This window comes from Corynebacterium sp. CCUG 70398 (genome assembly GCF_024454055.1).
GTDB classification, from domain to species: domain Bacteria; phylum Actinomycetota; class Actinomycetes; order Mycobacteriales; family Mycobacteriaceae; genus Corynebacterium; species Corynebacterium genitalium.
In genome coordinates, this window is sequence record NZ_JAGPYZ010000001.1 from 380,481 (window position 1) to 394,803 (window position 14,323).

The 14,323-nt window shown below is 63.1% G+C and carries 13 protein-coding genes; 3 read left to right on the top strand and 10 right to left on the bottom strand.

Annotated elements, in window-relative coordinates:
- Positions 1-87: 87 nt before the first annotated feature.
- Positions 88-1,488 carry an NAD(P)/FAD-dependent oxidoreductase gene (locus tag KBX07_RS01810; RefSeq protein ID WP_005290188.1) on the bottom strand — a complete coding sequence of 467 codons (1,401 nt, stop codon included), beginning with the start codon at positions 1,486-1,488 and terminating at the stop codon, positions 88-90.
- Positions 1,489-1,615: 127 nt separating this feature from the next.
- Between KBX07_RS01810 and KBX07_RS01815 the strand changes: the two genes are divergently transcribed.
- Positions 1,616-2,944 carry a class I SAM-dependent methyltransferase gene (locus KBX07_RS01815; protein WP_370687256.1) on the top strand — a complete coding sequence of 443 codons (1,329 nt, stop codon included), beginning with the start codon at positions 1,616-1,618 and terminating at the stop codon, positions 2,942-2,944.
- A 79-nt stretch (positions 2,945-3,023) separates the two neighbouring features.
- Here the strand turns inward: KBX07_RS01815 and KBX07_RS01820 are convergent, their stop codons facing one another.
- Both KBX07_RS01820 and KBX07_RS01825 read right to left on the bottom strand, forming a co-directional pair.
- Positions 3,024-3,719: a YceI family protein gene (locus KBX07_RS01820; RefSeq protein ID WP_256022747.1), complete on the bottom strand. Its 696-nt coding sequence runs from the start codon at positions 3,717-3,719 to the stop codon at positions 3,024-3,026.
- 39 nt (positions 3,720-3,758) lie between these two features.
- Positions 3,759-4,097, bottom strand: a complete 339-nt coding sequence (locus KBX07_RS01825) for a hypothetical protein (RefSeq protein ID WP_256022749.1) — start codon at positions 4,095-4,097, stop codon at positions 3,759-3,761.
- 148 nt (positions 4,098-4,245) lie between these two features.
- On the opposite strand from KBX07_RS01825, the gene KBX07_RS01830 reads away from it, so the two are divergent.
- A complete protein-coding gene (locus tag KBX07_RS01830) occupies positions 4,246-4,629 on the top strand; it encodes an RNA polymerase-binding protein RbpA (RefSeq protein WP_083770293.1) in 384 nt (127 codons plus the stop codon).
- On the opposite strand, the gene KBX07_RS01835 is transcribed toward KBX07_RS01830, so the two are convergent.
- Genes KBX07_RS01835 through KBX07_RS01860 form a run of 6 tightly spaced genes read right to left on the bottom strand, consistent with a single transcriptional unit; the run spans position 4,626 to position 10,981 of the window.
- Positions 4,626-5,633, bottom strand: coding sequence for a polyprenol monophosphomannose synthase (locus KBX07_RS01835; protein WP_005290178.1), 1,008 nt, complete (start codon positions 5,631-5,633; stop codon positions 4,626-4,628). The genes KBX07_RS01830 and KBX07_RS01835 overlap by 4 nt on opposite strands.
- A gap of 49 nt (positions 5,634-5,682) precedes the next feature.
- Positions 5,683-7,284 (bottom strand): apolipoprotein N-acyltransferase, encoded by a 1,602-nt coding sequence (lnt, locus tag KBX07_RS01840; protein ID WP_005290176.1) that lies wholly within the window; start codon positions 7,282-7,284, stop codon positions 5,683-5,685.
- Positions 7,244-7,759, bottom strand: a complete 516-nt coding sequence (locus KBX07_RS01845) for an FxsA family protein (protein WP_005290174.1) — start codon at positions 7,757-7,759, stop codon at positions 7,244-7,246. Before KBX07_RS01845 ends, lnt begins: the two co-directional genes overlap by 41 nt.
- A gap of 9 nt (positions 7,760-7,768) precedes the next feature.
- Positions 7,769-9,085 (bottom strand): lipase family protein, encoded by a 1,317-nt coding sequence (locus tag KBX07_RS01850; RefSeq protein WP_256022751.1) that lies wholly within the window; start codon positions 9,083-9,085, stop codon positions 7,769-7,771.
- A 34-nt stretch (positions 9,086-9,119) separates the two neighbouring features.
- Positions 9,120-9,857 (bottom strand): SDR family oxidoreductase, encoded by a 738-nt coding sequence (locus KBX07_RS01855; protein ID WP_256022753.1) that lies wholly within the window; start codon positions 9,855-9,857, stop codon positions 9,120-9,122.
- Complete coding sequence (locus tag KBX07_RS01860; protein WP_256022755.1) at positions 9,854-10,981, bottom strand: Xaa-Pro peptidase family protein; 1,128 nt, start codon at positions 10,979-10,981, stop codon at positions 9,854-9,856. Before KBX07_RS01860 ends, KBX07_RS01855 begins: the two co-directional genes overlap by 4 nt.
- A gap of 24 nt (positions 10,982-11,005) precedes the next feature.
- Between KBX07_RS01860 and KBX07_RS01865 the strand changes: the two genes are divergently transcribed.
- The gene (locus KBX07_RS01865; RefSeq protein ID WP_256022757.1) at positions 11,006-11,560 is read left to right on the top strand and encodes a serine protease; all 555 of its coding nucleotides are present in this window, start codon (positions 11,006-11,008) and stop codon (positions 11,558-11,560) included.
- Here the strand turns inward: KBX07_RS01865 and KBX07_RS01870 are convergent.
- Entirely contained in the window at positions 11,557-14,313 is a 2,757-nt protein-coding gene (locus KBX07_RS01870) for an RNA helicase (protein WP_256022759.1), read from the bottom strand. The genes KBX07_RS01865 and KBX07_RS01870 overlap by 4 nt on opposite strands.
- Positions 14,314-14,323: the final 10 nt, after the last annotated feature.

Here is a 14,323-nt window from a genome sequence, read left to right on the forward strand (position 1 = left end):
TATGAACTGGATGAACGGACAGAATCATACGCCCGCCACCGGGTTCGGGGGAACCTGGGGCGGGCGTAGGGGAGAAGAAGGGCGAACTTAGTTCTCGCCGTTGGTGTCACGCACCTCGACGAGGTGCTCAGCCTCCTCCGCGGCGTACTTCTCCAGGTTCAGCAGGGCAGTGCGGCCGTGCATTTGCTGCTGGGTCGCGGCGAGGTTGTAGCGCTTGGGGGACAGGGCGTTGAGCGTCCAGGTGAACATAGACACGATGCGGTTGCGCTTGGACACGAGGAAGGAGACGTGGACGAGCAGCCACATGATCCAGCCCAGGAAGCCGGCGATTTCTACCTTGCCCATCTTCACCACGGCGTGGAAGCGCGAAACGATGGCCATGGAGCCCTTGTCGAAGTACTCAAACGGCTCGCGCTGGTCCGGCTCCTGGTCATTCTCCACGCCATCCTTGATCGCCTTAGCCGCGTACTCACCGGTCTGGATCGCCACCTGAGCCAGGCCCGGCAGCTTGTCCAAATTCATCATGTCGCCGACGACGAAGACATTGCGGTGGTCGCCCACGGAAAGGTCCTTGTTCACCGGGACCTTGCCGGCACGGTCGACCTCGAGGCCGGCCTGGTCGGCGACGAGCTTGCCCAGCGGGGAAGCGGCCACACCCGCGGACCAGATCTTGGTGTAGGACTCGATCGTCGTCTCTTCCTCGGTCTCCATGTCCTTGTAGGTCACCGAGGTCTCGTCGATGTTGGTCACCATCGAGTTGAGGTGGACCGTCACGCCGATGCGTTCGAGCTCGCGCTGCGCCTTGCGGCCGAGGCGCTTGCCGAAGGGCGGGAGGACCTGGGGTGCGCCGTCGAGAAGAATGATCTTGGCGGAGGAGGGGCGGAAGTGCGAGTACTCGTTGCGGAAGCTGCGGTGCGCCATCTCGGCGATCTGGCCGGCGAGCTCGACACCGGTCGGGCCCGCACCGACGATGACGAAGGTGAGCAGGCGCTCGCGCTCGGCCGGGTCCTCGGTGACTTCGGCGCGCTCGAACGCGGTGACGAGGCGGGAGCGGATCTCCAGCGCGTGGTCGAGCGTCTTGAGTCCGGGGGCGAACTCGGCGAAGTGGTCGTTGCCAAAGTAGGACTGGCCGGCACCGGCGGCGACGATGAGAGAGTCGTATTCGTAGGTGTAGGTGTACGGACCCTCTTTGCAGGTGACCGTCTTAGCGTCGAGGTCGATGTCGGTGACATCGCCGCGCATGATGTCGGTGTTCTTCTGCTTGCCCAGGATCTGGCGGGTGGAGGTAGCAATCTCGCCCGAGCCGAGAATGCCCGTGGCCACCTGGTAGAGCAGCGGCGGGAAGAGGTGGAAGTTGGTGCGGCTAATCAGCGTGACGTCAACGTCAGCGCCGTCGAGTTCGCGTGCGGCAAAAAGGCCACCGAAGCCGGAACCAATGATCACGACATGGTGGCGGTTACCTGCGGGGCGGTACGGTTTGTCGGACATGTATGAACTCCTTTTAGCCTTCTAGAACAACGTTGTGCGGATCCGCCATGAAATCATACGCGGGTTTGCAGCAAGTGCGCGCCGTGGCACCGCTACACCGCTGCCACGGCGGTCTATTCTAAACGGCGTGCCCGACAATGCTTCCTATCGTCCCCAGTTAGACCACTTGGCAACTGTGGATCCCGCGCAATGGCCGAGCATCGCGCACGTTCCGTCTGGGCGTGCGATGGGACTTCGGTCGCGGCGGGCGGAGGCGAAGTTCGCGAAAGCGTGCATGCAGGCCGGCCTCGATCTTGATCCGAACGGTCAGCCAGACCTTGTTGTCGATCACGAGGCCATGTTTGCCCGCATCGCCGCTCACGGTTGGATTGGGCTGGCGGAGGCCTACATGGCAGGAGAGTGGCGCACGCAGACCCCGGTAGCGCTCATCAAAGTGCTCTCCGGCCTGATTGAATCGGGGTACAACCCCCGAACCTCGAGCGCGAAAGCGGATACACGTTTTATCGGTGGGGATGTGCCGCCAGAGCTCGTCGCCCGTTACGCCGGGGACGGGATGAGCTCTTTCGCCGGCCATTTCTCAACAGGGGTGCCCACGACGGAGCGCCGCAGCGTCAAGTCGTTCTCGCCGAGCGCGGGCAAGCGCGGGGAGCCGGCCAACTATTTCGTCTCTGTGACGAATTTCAGCGAACCGTTGAGCACGGAAAAGCTGGATCTTGCCGACGCACAGCGCAGAAGCGTCGGCATGCTTCTCGACGCCGCCGGTGTCCACGCCGGCTCCCACATAGCGGAACTTCCCAGTTCCGGCGGGGCAGTGGCTATAGCGGCGGCCGGAAGGCAAGCCACGGTGGATTCGCTCGTAACAGATCCCGGTACCGTACCGGGGCTGCGCGAGCGCCTGACTCTGGCGGGAGTCGACGACAGCGTGCATATCAACGTCGTACAGAGCGTCCAGCAAGCACTCGCACGACGAGAGGGGCGTTATGACGCAGTTGTTTCCGTCGAGACTCTCGAAACCCTCCCGATGCGTCTGCGCCCCACATACACCGCAGTCATGGACGAGTTGCTCACACGGGGAGGCCGTGCCGTCATCCAAACTGTCGTGGCGACAGAGAAGCTCACCCCGGTCGCTGCGTCATCTCTGGAATCGCTCCGCGCCTATGTCTGGCCCGCGTTGGAGTACGGCACGAAGGAGTCGCTGCGCAGGCTCGTCGATAAGCACAGCGGCTTGCGCGTCATCGGTGAGACGCACGCGCCGGAGCACCTCGCATTGTCCTTGGGACACCAACGCACGACATTTCAAGGGCAGCTACGCGAGGCGGCGGCCGACGGATTCGATGCGGTGTACCGGCGCCTGTGGACGTGGCAGCTTGCCCTCCGTGAAGCGCTTGCGCGGTTGGGGATGCTCGATGCGGTTCAGTACACGCTTGCGCACAAGCATCGCCGGGGAGTGCGGTAGGGGCAACGTCGAAAAGCGAGCGGAGCTAGGCGCGCGTCCTACTTGACATAATGTATATTATCGGACAAAAGGGGATATTTTACTGCTTATCCATCTTGAGGCGGATATTGATTTCGCCTTCTTCCGCAATCTTCGCGGCCACGAACTCCGGTGTCTCCACGCCATAGTCGAGACGGTTGAACGGAATGTCGGCGTGCACGATCACGTTGTCTTCCGTGCGCAGAGCGTTGAACTCCTGCGTGATCGTGTTTGTCTCCCCGTGAATGGTCATGTCACCCGTGAGCGTGACGGTGCCGATGCTGCCGTCGTCTGGCAGCTGCGAAACATCAACGGGGTCCGTCAGGACAAATGTCGCTTCCGGGTACTCCTCCGTGTGGAGGATGCTCCTCCGCACATTAACGTCACGGACATCGCGATCCGTGACGATATTAGTCATATCCACAGTCACCTCACCGGCGGTCAGCGTGCCGGCCTCGATGGTCATTTCACCCGTGACAGCTGGCGTAGAGCCGGATGTGACGCGCTCATCGCCCGGTAACAGCTCACTAAATGTGAACCCGGCGGACGTCGCATTCTTGCCCATCTGGTTGCTGACCACCCAGTGCCCGTCCACATCGGTTGTCGCGGCTTTGGCACCACTGTCGTCAATGGGCTCAGTCTTGATGCCGGGCGAGTTGAACAGCGCAAAGACGAGCGGAACGATCGCTACCAGAGTGAGAGGAATGATCACCGCCAGACCACCAAAGAACACGATCTTCTGGGTGCGTGTCTGCATGACTTCCCCTCTTTCTGCTTGCAAAACTTCTCAAAACTTCTAGTGAAGCTTTTCGATTCTCTTAGCCATGGTAACCAGCTCATCGCACAAGGACTCAATCTCGTCGGTGTCTGCACCCTCAGAGACAGCCGTGGCGATGTCCTCTGCCGCGCAGCGCAGCGCGAATAATCGATCGCGCAAAGTGTCGTCGTTGTGCGGACGCGCGCGGCCCGAGCGCCCAAGGTTGCCTGGCACATAGTGCCGCCGCTCGTAGGCGCGCTGCTTGCACGAATCGCTGCAGTACTTGCGGCGGCGGCCGCGCCCCTGCAGCTGTTCAACGGGAGCACCGCACCACAGGCAGGCGCCCGGCTCGTCCTTTTTGTGAAGTGGCTGGTTCATGATCGGATCACTTGTGATCGTAACTGCTGGAACAAACGGTGTGGGTGAACCGTTGCTATGGGTGGCCGTTATACTTTGAAGATTGCATGGGGCTGCACGACTGCCCCGCAAGCTTCTACAGACCAACAGATGAAGGGACAGATGCAGCATGGCTGATCGGGTACTGCGTGGTAGCCGGATGGGTGCAGTGAGCTACGAGACGGATCGTGACCACGATCTCGCCCCCCGCAGGATGGCGAAGTACCGCACCCCTTCCGGTGAGGTCTTCGAGATCCCGTTCGCAGACGACGCCGAGATCCCCGAGGAGTGGCCGTGCAAGAACGGCCAGACCGGCACCCTCATTGAGGGCGAAGGTGTAGAGTCCAAACCGGTCAAGCCGCCGCGCACCCACTGGGACATGCTGCTGGAGCGCCGCACCATCGACGAGCTCGATGAGCTGCTTGAAGAGCGCCTAGAGCAGCTGCGCAAGCGCCGCCGTAACGCGGCACGCATTGCTAAGGAGCAGAAAGAAGCCCAAGAGAACCAGGCTTAGTGGCGGTTGTTCACCAGCCGCTGCACCTCATACTTCGCCAGGCGCGCCCCCTCTTCCACGAAGCCGACAAGACTGCGGCCCAAGGAAGCCAGGGGGCGCGTGTCTACTTCGTCAGAGTTCCGCTTGAGCTCGTATGCCAGCAGCTTCGAGCCTTCTTCGACCATGTCGCCGGCGACCGAAAACGCACCGGTGATCTTGCCCGGGATCCGCTGCACTCCCAGTTGTTCAAGCTCGTATTTACCCAGGCGTTTCAGCTCGTAGGCCATCTCCTTCGCCTGACTCGAGCGGCGCGTCCAACCCCACTTGGTCACTTCGGTCAGGGAGTCTTTGGCAAAGCTGGCGTCCAGCTTGGATTCGCCGAGCTCGCGGTCGACGAAGGTGATGGGCACCTCGCGCACATCGAAGCCTTCCTGGACGACGACATCGGCGATCTGCACCTGGAAGATATAGCCCTTGCGGGACAGGTCATCGAAGTCAATGGCTTCGAGCACCTCGCGACGGAACGCGCGGTAGCCAGCAGTCATGTCCGCAATCTCGTCGCCGAGAGCGATGGAAATATAAAGATTGCCCAGCTTCGACAGGTAGAAACGCTCCTTCGGCCAGTTCACCGCTTCCCCACCAGGGACGTAGCGCGAACCAATGACCAGATCTGCACCCTTATCCACCGCATCCAGCAGATCCTGCAGCTGCTCCGGCGCGTGGGAACCATCCGCGTCCATCTGGCAAATGACTTTGTACTCGCGCTCAAGCGCCCACTCGAAGCCTTCACGGTATGCGCCCAGCAGGCCCGACTTTTCCTCGCGGTGGGCAACGTGAACGTGCTCGTCCGCCGCAGCGAGGGTGTCCGCCTTGTCACCGGTTCCGTCCGGGGAGTTGTCGTCGACAACGAGGATGTCCACCTCCGGCGTGGCGGCACGGACACGCTCAACGATGCGCGGAAGGTTCTCCAGCTCGTTGTACGTCGGGATGATCACCAACGTGGAGTCACTGGGTTTGTCAGCCACAGGCACGGTTTCTCCTTATTACCAGGGATGTCGTTTCTCTCGTGTTTCTCTAGGCAGTGTACCCGCGTCGCGCGCCGATCATGGATGCGGCCATCACCGCGACTCCCCCTGCAACGAGCAGCCACTGCACCCACTGCCCATAGCGCACGGCAAATGTCACGGAATCACGCAGCGGAAGCTTTTCGACGAGATACCCCGGCTGGAAGATCTCCGTATGCTGCGACACCGAACCATCCGGGTGGACAATCGCAGAGGCGCCGGACGTGGCAGACACGACGACGGCCCGGTCGGTCTCCATCGCGCGAATGCGGCTCATGGCTAGCTGCTGGTAAGTCATGTCCGTGAACCCGAACGTAGCGTTGTTCGTCGGGGTAGTCAGGATCTGTGCACCAGCCTTCACCGCATCGCGGTAGGCCATGTCGAATGCGACCTCGTAGCAGGTGGCCACGCCGACAACGTGGTCGCCCATCCGCACGGTGCCGTTGCCGTCACCGGGCTTGAAGTTGCCGGCCATGTCGACATACTCGGAGAAGTTGCGGAAAAAATCACGGTAGGGCATCCATTCGCCGAACGGCTGCAGATACTTCTTGTGGTGGTAGTCCCCTGGCCCGTTGTCTGGGTCGAAGATGACGGCAGTGTTGCGATCGCCGACCTCGTCCTTTGTCAAGGTGCCCACCAGAGTGGGCGCATCCGCCTCTGCCACGGCGCCGGAGATGCGCTCGAAAGCTTCATCGTCCGCGAAGGGGTTCACATCAGAGGCGTTCTCGGGCCAGAAGACCATGTCGACGCTCTCCCCTTTCCCGTGCACGTCGGTGGCCATCTCTTTGGTCACGTTCACGTGGTTGGCCAACACCGCGCGGCGCTGCGCGTTGAAGTCCAGGCCCATGCGGGGAACATTGCCCTGAATTGCGGCGACAGTGACCTCCCCTGTTGTCGGGGCGTCGCGGTTGACGGCCAGGCCCGCGATCATGCTCGTGGAGATCATCAACCCCGCCACAACCATCGACCAGGCGACCACACTCCCCTTCGGCGACCACTCGACGCGAGAGAGAAGCCCATGCACGCAAGCGGCTATAGACGCACTGAGCAGCACAGTCGCGAACGTTATCAATGCGGGGCCACCCCACGGCGCCAAGTTGGCCAGCGGGCCGTTGATTTGCCCCCAGGCCAGACGGACCCAGGAGAATCCGCCGAAGGGGAACGAGGACAGCGCGTACTCGACGGCGACGTAGACCAGAGGGAACGCGAGAAAACCGAAACGCCACCGGGCAACAAGAGCGCCGAACGCGCCTGTGATGAGCGAGTACAGCGCGCACGCCAAAGACAGCGCGATCCACGGCAATGCGCCCACAAACTCACCCACCCACGGCAACAACGGCAGGTAGAGGCAGACTGCGTGAACGTACCCGAGCAAGGCACCGCGGCCGGCGGTCGGTGCGGCAGCTTTATCGGTGGCGGCAACGAACGGCCACGGCATCAGAGCAAAGTAAAACAGCGCCACGCCGAAAATCGCCGCCCAGAAGTGCCCGTGCGGTTCGTGGGAGAAGTACACCAGCACTCCCCCTGCGCCTGCCAGCAGCAGGCGGCCGCCAGTGACCACCGCATTCGAGTTAGCGCTCACTCGGACCTCCGAAGTCTTCCGGTCGAGCATCACGCGACCACTTTTCAATCTCTTCAGAATCAATCACTTCTTCCGAAGCCGAGCCGTCACCGAACGTGCCGTAGGAGGTTGCGTGCCGCTGCATATTGGACACGTCGTACACCTGGGCACCAAACGTCTCTACACGCTTGCGCAGGGACGCCGCCATGGACTGACGGATGAGGTCACGGGTAGGGCGGAACAGCAGCAGGACACCGACCGCTGAGGTGATGTACCCCGGAAGGACGGTCAACGCTCCCCCAGCCATGGCAAGGGCGGTGCCTCCCGCAAACTGGCCGATGCTGGCGCGCCCGTGGGAGGCGCGGGCGACCTCAGCGCGCATGGCTCCGGAAGCACCCACGGCGCCGACAATCATGAGAATGAAGATGCCGGCTAAGGCCCATCCGACTCCGATGAGCTGGCTCACACCCCAGAACGCGAGCGCCTCGAGGATCAGGTAGATCAGGAAATAAGCGGCATAGGGCATGCGGCCAGACTACCTGCCTGAGGCCCCAGAACTCTCAATCTGCCGGATCAACCATGTTGCATCGTCGTGCATCCAGATGAAGAACGGCACGAGGTGCTTGGCTACGTCGAAACGTAGCAGCGGAAACAGGCGCCGCGTGGTCAGCTCGATACCCCAATCGCGTGCCAGTTTCTCGGTTGAGTGGTACGGAATGATGTCGTCGTGAACGCTTGCCCACAGGCGCGTCGGAACCTGCGGAGAGGTGTCGCCAAGGAGTTTGTCGCCGATGAGCGAGTTGGTGATCGGCAGCTCCTTGATCACGTCGACGAGCTTGCGGCCATCGGTGGTCCACGTCGTGGTGTCTTGGCGGGCGCTATGGGGCATCGCGCCGAGCACACACCGGTTACGTGCCAACCCCAGCAGTTCGCCAGCGCTCTCCGTGAGGTGTGGAAGAAGCTCCCCTGCAATCTCGGGGTACGAGGCCATCATTCCGTCGAGCGCGTACGGCAGCACGAACGTCGCGGTTTCGCCGTCGACGTGGTTGAGAATGTCCTCGAGGTCTGACGGCGGCGCGCCGCACACCGCGGCGACAACCGGAATGTCGGGGGCGTACTCGGGCTCCTCGAGCGCTGCGGCGACGCACCCGCCACCCTGGGAGAACCCGGACAGGCCTACGCGGTCGCTGGTGACGTCGAGGTGCTTGGCGGCACGGAGGGCGTCGTAAAGCGAATGCGCCCCCGCGACATGGTCGCAGTAGAGCTGCTTGCCTGTTTCCGGATCCCGGGGATAGTCGGTGACCACCACGTGGCAGCCGGCGGCGACGTACATGTTCACTGCGGGCTGCTCGTACGCGGAAACGATGTCGAAAGGCCACCGCGCGTCCAGGAACATGCTGAAGGAGTACGACGGATCACAGTGGCGCGCCGTGCCCTGCGTTCCGGGCGCGAACCCGATAACGGGACGCGGGCCTGTTCCCTGCCACGGATTTTCCGAGCGGATCACGGCGGCCGTGGCGGACAGTGGGCGCCCGTGCGCGTCCGTCGTCGCGTACTCGATCCGCCACATTGTGCCCTTATTCATGTCCGAGTTCAGCCCGAGTGCGCGAACTTTCTCGGTGCGCAGCAGCTCTCCCCCGGTGGCACCGGACAACCACTGCGGCGGCTCGAACTCGGGATCGGTGACGGGGCGGTTGATGATGTCTTTCGCTAGATCCACAAACAGCGGCAGCCATGCCCGCGTGATCAGTCCTCGGGTGCCTGATTCCCGAGAGTTCTTCCACAGATGACCAGCGGCAGCAGCGGCCCCGAGACCGGCTACCACACCGACAATGTTGCTCTTCTTGCCCACGTTTCCTCCCTTGTCGCACCAGTTTTTCCGAATTCTACCGTGGCATATGCCTCCAGATCGGGCGCGGAACAAAGCGCATGATCCAGGCCAACACCTGCAGCTGACGAGGAATCCAGACAGTGCGGCTGCCCTTCTTTTGCGCTGCGGCAATGACCGCCTCGGCGACATCCTCCGGTTTCACAGACAACGGCGCGGGCTTCATGCCCTCGGTCATGGAACCGATGACAAAACCCGGACGCGCCGTGATCAGCTTCAGCGGCCCGCCGTGCAGTTTGTCCGCTAAGCCCTGGCAGAACGCGTCGAGCCCGGCCTTGGTTGACCCATACACGTAGTTCGCGCGCCGCGCCCGCCATCCTGCGATGGACGAGAACGCGAAGATTTCCCCGCGGTGCATGGCATCTGCCAGCACAGTGAGCATGTTCACCTGCGCGGTGTAGTCGATCATGGCGATTTCGGCTGCGTGTGCTTCGTCGTGCTCCGCGCGCTCTTGGTCACCGAGAGTGCCGAAGGCCACAATCGCCGTTGTCGCCGGGCCAGCTGCGTTTACGACCTCACGGTGCGAAGAGAGGTCCGTCGCTTCGAAAGGGACGCTACGCACACTCGTGGCTCCCGCATTGCGCAGTCGCTTTTCGACGTCTTCCAGCGCCTCTGGTCTCCGGGCTGCCAGAACCACATCGCGACCTGAACATACACGCACAGCAATCTCCCCGCCGATGTCGCTGGTCGCGCCGAGGAGCAGGATGGTGCCGGCGCCCGGTGTGGCCTGTGTCATGACTGCAAACCATAGCGGAGTTGGCGGGCAGCGTTGTTGAGGCGGCGTGCGCCAGCGGGTTCGAGCACGACAATGTCTTCGATCCTCATCCCCCACTGCCCGGGCAGGTAGATCCCCGGCTCGATCGAGAACACCATGCCTTCTTCGAGAACCGTGTCGCTGCCCTCGACGATGAACGGTGCCTCGTGCAGGGCCAATCCAATCCCGTGACCGAGCCGGTGGGAGAAGTTCACTCCGTATCCGGCGTGGTTGATGATGGAGCGTGCCACGGCATCAAGCTCCCCCGCCGTCATACCGGGTCGTGCGGTATGAACGGCTGTGTCCTGCGCGGTGCGGAGCACGTCATAGGCACGCTGGAACGAGGGGTCTTGAACGGTTCCCGCCACGTAGGTGCGGGTGCAGTCGGAGTGGTAGCCGGCACCGACGGAACCGCCGATATCCACCACGACTGGGTCGCCGTCCTCCAGCACGCGGTCTGAGTGGTCGTGGTGAGGGTTGGCGCCATTCGGGCCCGAGCCGACAATGACGAAGTCCACCGATGCGTGTTCACGCTTGATCAATTCGGCGAGGTCCGCTGCTACCTCGTTCTCTGTGCGGCCGGGACGGAGCAGGTCCGGGACCTGTTCGTGGACGCGGTCAATGGCGGCGCCTGCAAACTCCAGCTGCGCGATCTCATCGGTGTCTTTCACCATGAACAGGTCCGGCACCGCATCGTCGATAAGCACGGTGTCTTCGACGACCTCCATGAGGCGAAGCACGTGGTCGGCAGTCAACGATTTGCCCAGCGCCACCGTGCCGCCACCGAGGTGCGCCGCAACGATGCGATAGGGATCTTGGCCGTCACGCCACGTGTGCAGGGTGATGCCCAGCTGCTCCACGAAGGCCAGGTCGGCAGCATCGGTGGCCGGGGCGATGAGCGTGGGGTCGCCCAGCGGCGAGACGACAAGCGCGGTGAGACGCTCATGCGACTGTGTCCACGCGCCGGTCAGGAACGCGAGTTCCGGGCCTGTTCCCACCACTGCCCCACCGAGTCCCCGCTGCGTGCACAGGGTTTCGGCCCGCTTGATGCGGTGCGCGTAGACGGCCGGTGGGAAATGCGTGGGAAGAGCATTCATGCCCGCCATTGTAGGTGGATAGGATGGGCGGCAATGTTTCCTGCTTCGCTTGTCCGCATCTCATCTGGGGCTGCTTATTGCTCGGGCACGCTGCTCGATCCTGAGACGGTGCTGACGTGTGCGCACTTCTTCCGGGAGCATCCCACAGGAGCCACGGTGAAGGCGCACGGCGCTATCCGAACCATTAGGCAGGTCACAACCGTGCCGGGCACAGATATTGCCATCGTGACCGTGCGTCCCTTTCGGAAGTTGTCGGGTGAGACCTTCCCGCGGATCGTTGAGGGCGCTGCGCCACGGATCGGCACCCCAGCCGTCACGTTCGGGTTTGGCGGACGCGCGCGGAGGATGCAGGCGCGTCCAGGCCTGTGGTTAGGGACGATTCCTCTGGCGATGTCGCGGTCTCGGGCCACGCGCGTGCGGCCGGCTGGGCTGGTCTTCAACACGAAGCCCGCAGTCAAGGGCGATTCCGGCGGCCCGGTCATGGTCGGCGGGAGGATCGTTGGAGTGCAGTCGCTGATCCTCGACCCGTTCGGGAAGAATCTCCGCGTGGCCACGGTGAACCTGCTCCCAGAAGGGACGGTGCGCTAGTTGCCGATCGCCACCACACCGCGCCGGATCGCGTCGACTGCCCTGCGGGCGCTGTGCTTGATGTCGGCGGAGTACCCGGTCTGCACAATTTGTTCCAAGAGGTCGATGACCTGGCGCGACCAGCGTACGAAGTCGCCCGGTGTCAGCTCCGCACCAGACTCGGCGGCTGCGGCCAGCGCGTAACCCAACGGTGCGCCGGCAGTCCACTGGTGCATCGACAAAGCAAAGCCAGGGTCCGGGATGCCCGTCGGCGGCAGGCGGTGGCGCTGCTCGTCGCTAGCGAGCTCGCCGTGAATGCGCATGGTGTCGTTCATCGCATCTGCCATCCGGTCTGTCGCGGCCTCCGGATACCCGCCGGTCGACTTGCGGTTCTCGAACACGCACATTGAAACAACGCCAGCCAACTCGGCAGGATCAAGGTCATCCCAGATCCCCCGCTTCAGACACTGGGCGACCAGCAGGTCGGAAGGATTATGGATGCGCGCGAGACGCTCGCCTTCGTCGGTGACGGTGGGCTCGCCGTCGACAAGCTCCACGTAGTCCATCTCCGTGAGCAGGCCGATGATGCGTTCAAACATGCGCCCCAACGTGTCCGTTTGCTTATCGACGCTTTTCTGCGCCCGCTCCAGCGACCTTTCCTCACGCACCAACTCATCTCCGAGCCGAGCGAGCTGCTCCCGCTGCGCAGCCGGCCAGGAGTGCACCGGGTGGGACCGGATCGCATCGCGCAGTTCGAGCATGCGTTTCGACGGCCGGTTGCGCGCCTCCTGCTTCAACTTCTTTGGCGCGTTGAAGCGGCTGCGGGAGAGCTCGCTGACCACCTTCCGGGTGTGCTTGCGCGGTTTGTGCGCGATGTCTCGCGGCACCTTGATGCTGCCGACCACGACAGGGGCGTTGGCGAAGGCGGAGGCGTCAATGCGTCCCGACCAGCCGCGCTGCGTGGTGATCCACGGCCGCGGGTCATCCTTCTTCCCTGCGGGCGCAACGACAGCGGCGAGCTCCGGACGGCGTTTCGACGGCAAAGCGATGACATCACCGATCTGCAGCCGGCCTAACACGGCCTGAACTTCTTGACGGCGCTCAGTAATGGAGTCCTTCTTGTTGCGCTTCTCTTCCTCGGTGAGGTCCCGGCGCAGGTTCATGTACTCCATGAGGTCGTCGCTGACGTCGGCGCCTGCGGCGTCGATAAGCTCAGCGCGCAGCGTGTCTACCTTGGCGCGCTGGCGCTCGATGGTGCGCACCTCGCCGACGACGGAGCGGTCGGTTTGGAACTGAGCGAAGGACTTCTCGATAAGCCGGATTGAATCTTCGAAGCCGTTCATCTGCAGCATGTTGATGGCCATGTTGTAGCCGGGTGTGAACAGCGAGATGAGCGGGTAGGTGCGGGTGGAGGCGAGACCGGCGACTTCCCGGGGATCCATCGCTGGCGCCCATTGCACGACGGCGTTACCGATCGTGTCGATCCCGCGGCGGCCTGCACGTCCCGTCAACTGGGTGTACTGCCCCGGGGTGAGATCCACGTGGGCATCGCCGTTGAACTTGACCAGTTTCTCTAAGACCACGGTGCGGGCCGGCATGTTGATGCCCAGCGCGAGCGTCTCCGTGGCAAAAACGACGCGGACGAGCCCTTCGACGAAGAGCTGCTCCACGATGTGCTTGAACGCTGGCAGCAGGCCCGCGTGGTGGGCAGCGAATCCGCGCGACCAGGCCGTGCGCAGTTGGCGATAGTTCAGTACCTCGAGGTCTTCTTCGGGAATGCCCTCCACACCTTCGTCGGCGATCTGCTTGATCCGCTCGGCTTCCTCCTGCGTGGTCAGTTCCTTGCGGGAGCGCAGGCATTGAAACAGCGCGCCGTCACACCCCGCGCGGGAGAAGATGAACACGATGGCGGGCAGCATGTCTCGCCCCCGCAGGGCCTCCACGACCTCGGGGCGGCCAACAGGTCGGATCCGGTCCTGGCCCCGCGGTGCGCCACTGCGGTTGCCGCCGGCACGCGAACGGAAGCCTTTGCCCTGGCGGAAGTCGTCGCGGCCTTCGTTGGCGGCCCCGGATTCGAGCCGCTCGATGGCGCGCTCCAGATCCTTGTTCACGTTGCCGGGCGCTTCGACCGTACCGGGCTCGAACAGCGGCATGATCTTGCCCTGCACCATCATGTACTGGTTAAGCGGGACTGGGCGTTTCTCCGAAACGATCACGGCCGTGTCGCCGCGGACCTCGTGTAGCCACTCGCCGAACTCTTCCGAGTTTGAGACCGTGGCAGACAGACCAATGATGCGAGCAGACTCGTCGAGGTTGAGGATGATCTCTTCCCACACCGCACCACGGTCGCGGTCAGCGAGGTAGTGGATCTCGTCCATGACCACGTGCGACAGGCGGTCGAGCGCGCTCGACCCGGCGTAGATCATGTTGCGCAAGACCTCGGTAGTCATGACGACGATCTCCGCGTTGCCGTTGATGCTCACATCACCCGTGAGCAGGCCGACGGCATCCTCGCCGTGCTCCCCGACGAGGTCGTGGTACTTCTGGTTGCTGAGCGCTTTGATCGGAGTGGTGTAAAAGCACTTCGTGCCGCGCGACAGTGCTAGTGACACCGCGAACTCCCCCACCACGGTCTTGCCGGAGCCGGTCGGGGCGCACACGAGCACTCCGCGGTCCTCCTCCACCGCCTGGCACGCCTCCACCTGAAAGTCATCGAGGGGAAACGACTTAGTGGCGCGGAATTCATCCAGGTGCGTGTGGAGCGTCGAAGACATGGCTACCACC

Excerpts from the sequence above, each read along its gene's own strand:
- KBX07_RS01855 (WP_256022753.1), bottom strand. The coding sequence starts at position 9,857 with ATGACACAGGCCACACCGGGCGCCGGCACCATCCTGCTCCTCGGCGCG.
- KBX07_RS01845 (WP_005290174.1), bottom strand. The coding sequence starts at position 7,759 with ATGCCCTATGCCGCTTATTTCCTGATCTACCTGATCCTCGAGGCGCTC.
- KBX07_RS01820 (WP_256022747.1), bottom strand. The coding sequence starts at position 3,719 with ATGCAGACACGCACCCAGAAGATCGTGTTCTTTGGTGGTCTGGCGGTG.
- KBX07_RS01870 (WP_256022759.1), bottom strand. The coding sequence starts at position 14,313 with ATGTCTTCGACGCTCCACACGCACCTGGATGAATTCCGCGCCACTAAG.
- KBX07_RS01825 (WP_256022749.1), bottom strand. The coding sequence starts at position 4,097 with ATGAACCAGCCACTTCACAAAAAGGACGAGCCGGGCGCCTGCCTGTGG.
- KBX07_RS01860 (WP_256022755.1), bottom strand. The coding sequence starts at position 10,981 with ATGGCGGGCATGAATGCTCTTCCCACGCATTTCCCACCGGCCGTCTAC.
- KBX07_RS01865 (WP_256022757.1), top strand. The coding sequence starts at position 11,006 with ATGTTTCCTGCTTCGCTTGTCCGCATCTCATCTGGGGCTGCTTATTGC.
- KBX07_RS01830 (WP_083770293.1), top strand. The coding sequence starts at position 4,246 with ATGGCTGATCGGGTACTGCGTGGTAGCCGGATGGGTGCAGTGAGCTAC.
- KBX07_RS01810 (WP_005290188.1), bottom strand. The coding sequence starts at position 1,488 with ATGTCCGACAAACCGTACCGCCCCGCAGGTAACCGCCACCATGTCGTG.
- lnt (WP_005290176.1), bottom strand. The coding sequence starts at position 7,284 with ATGCTCGACCGGAAGACTTCGGAGGTCCGAGTGAGCGCTAACTCGAAT.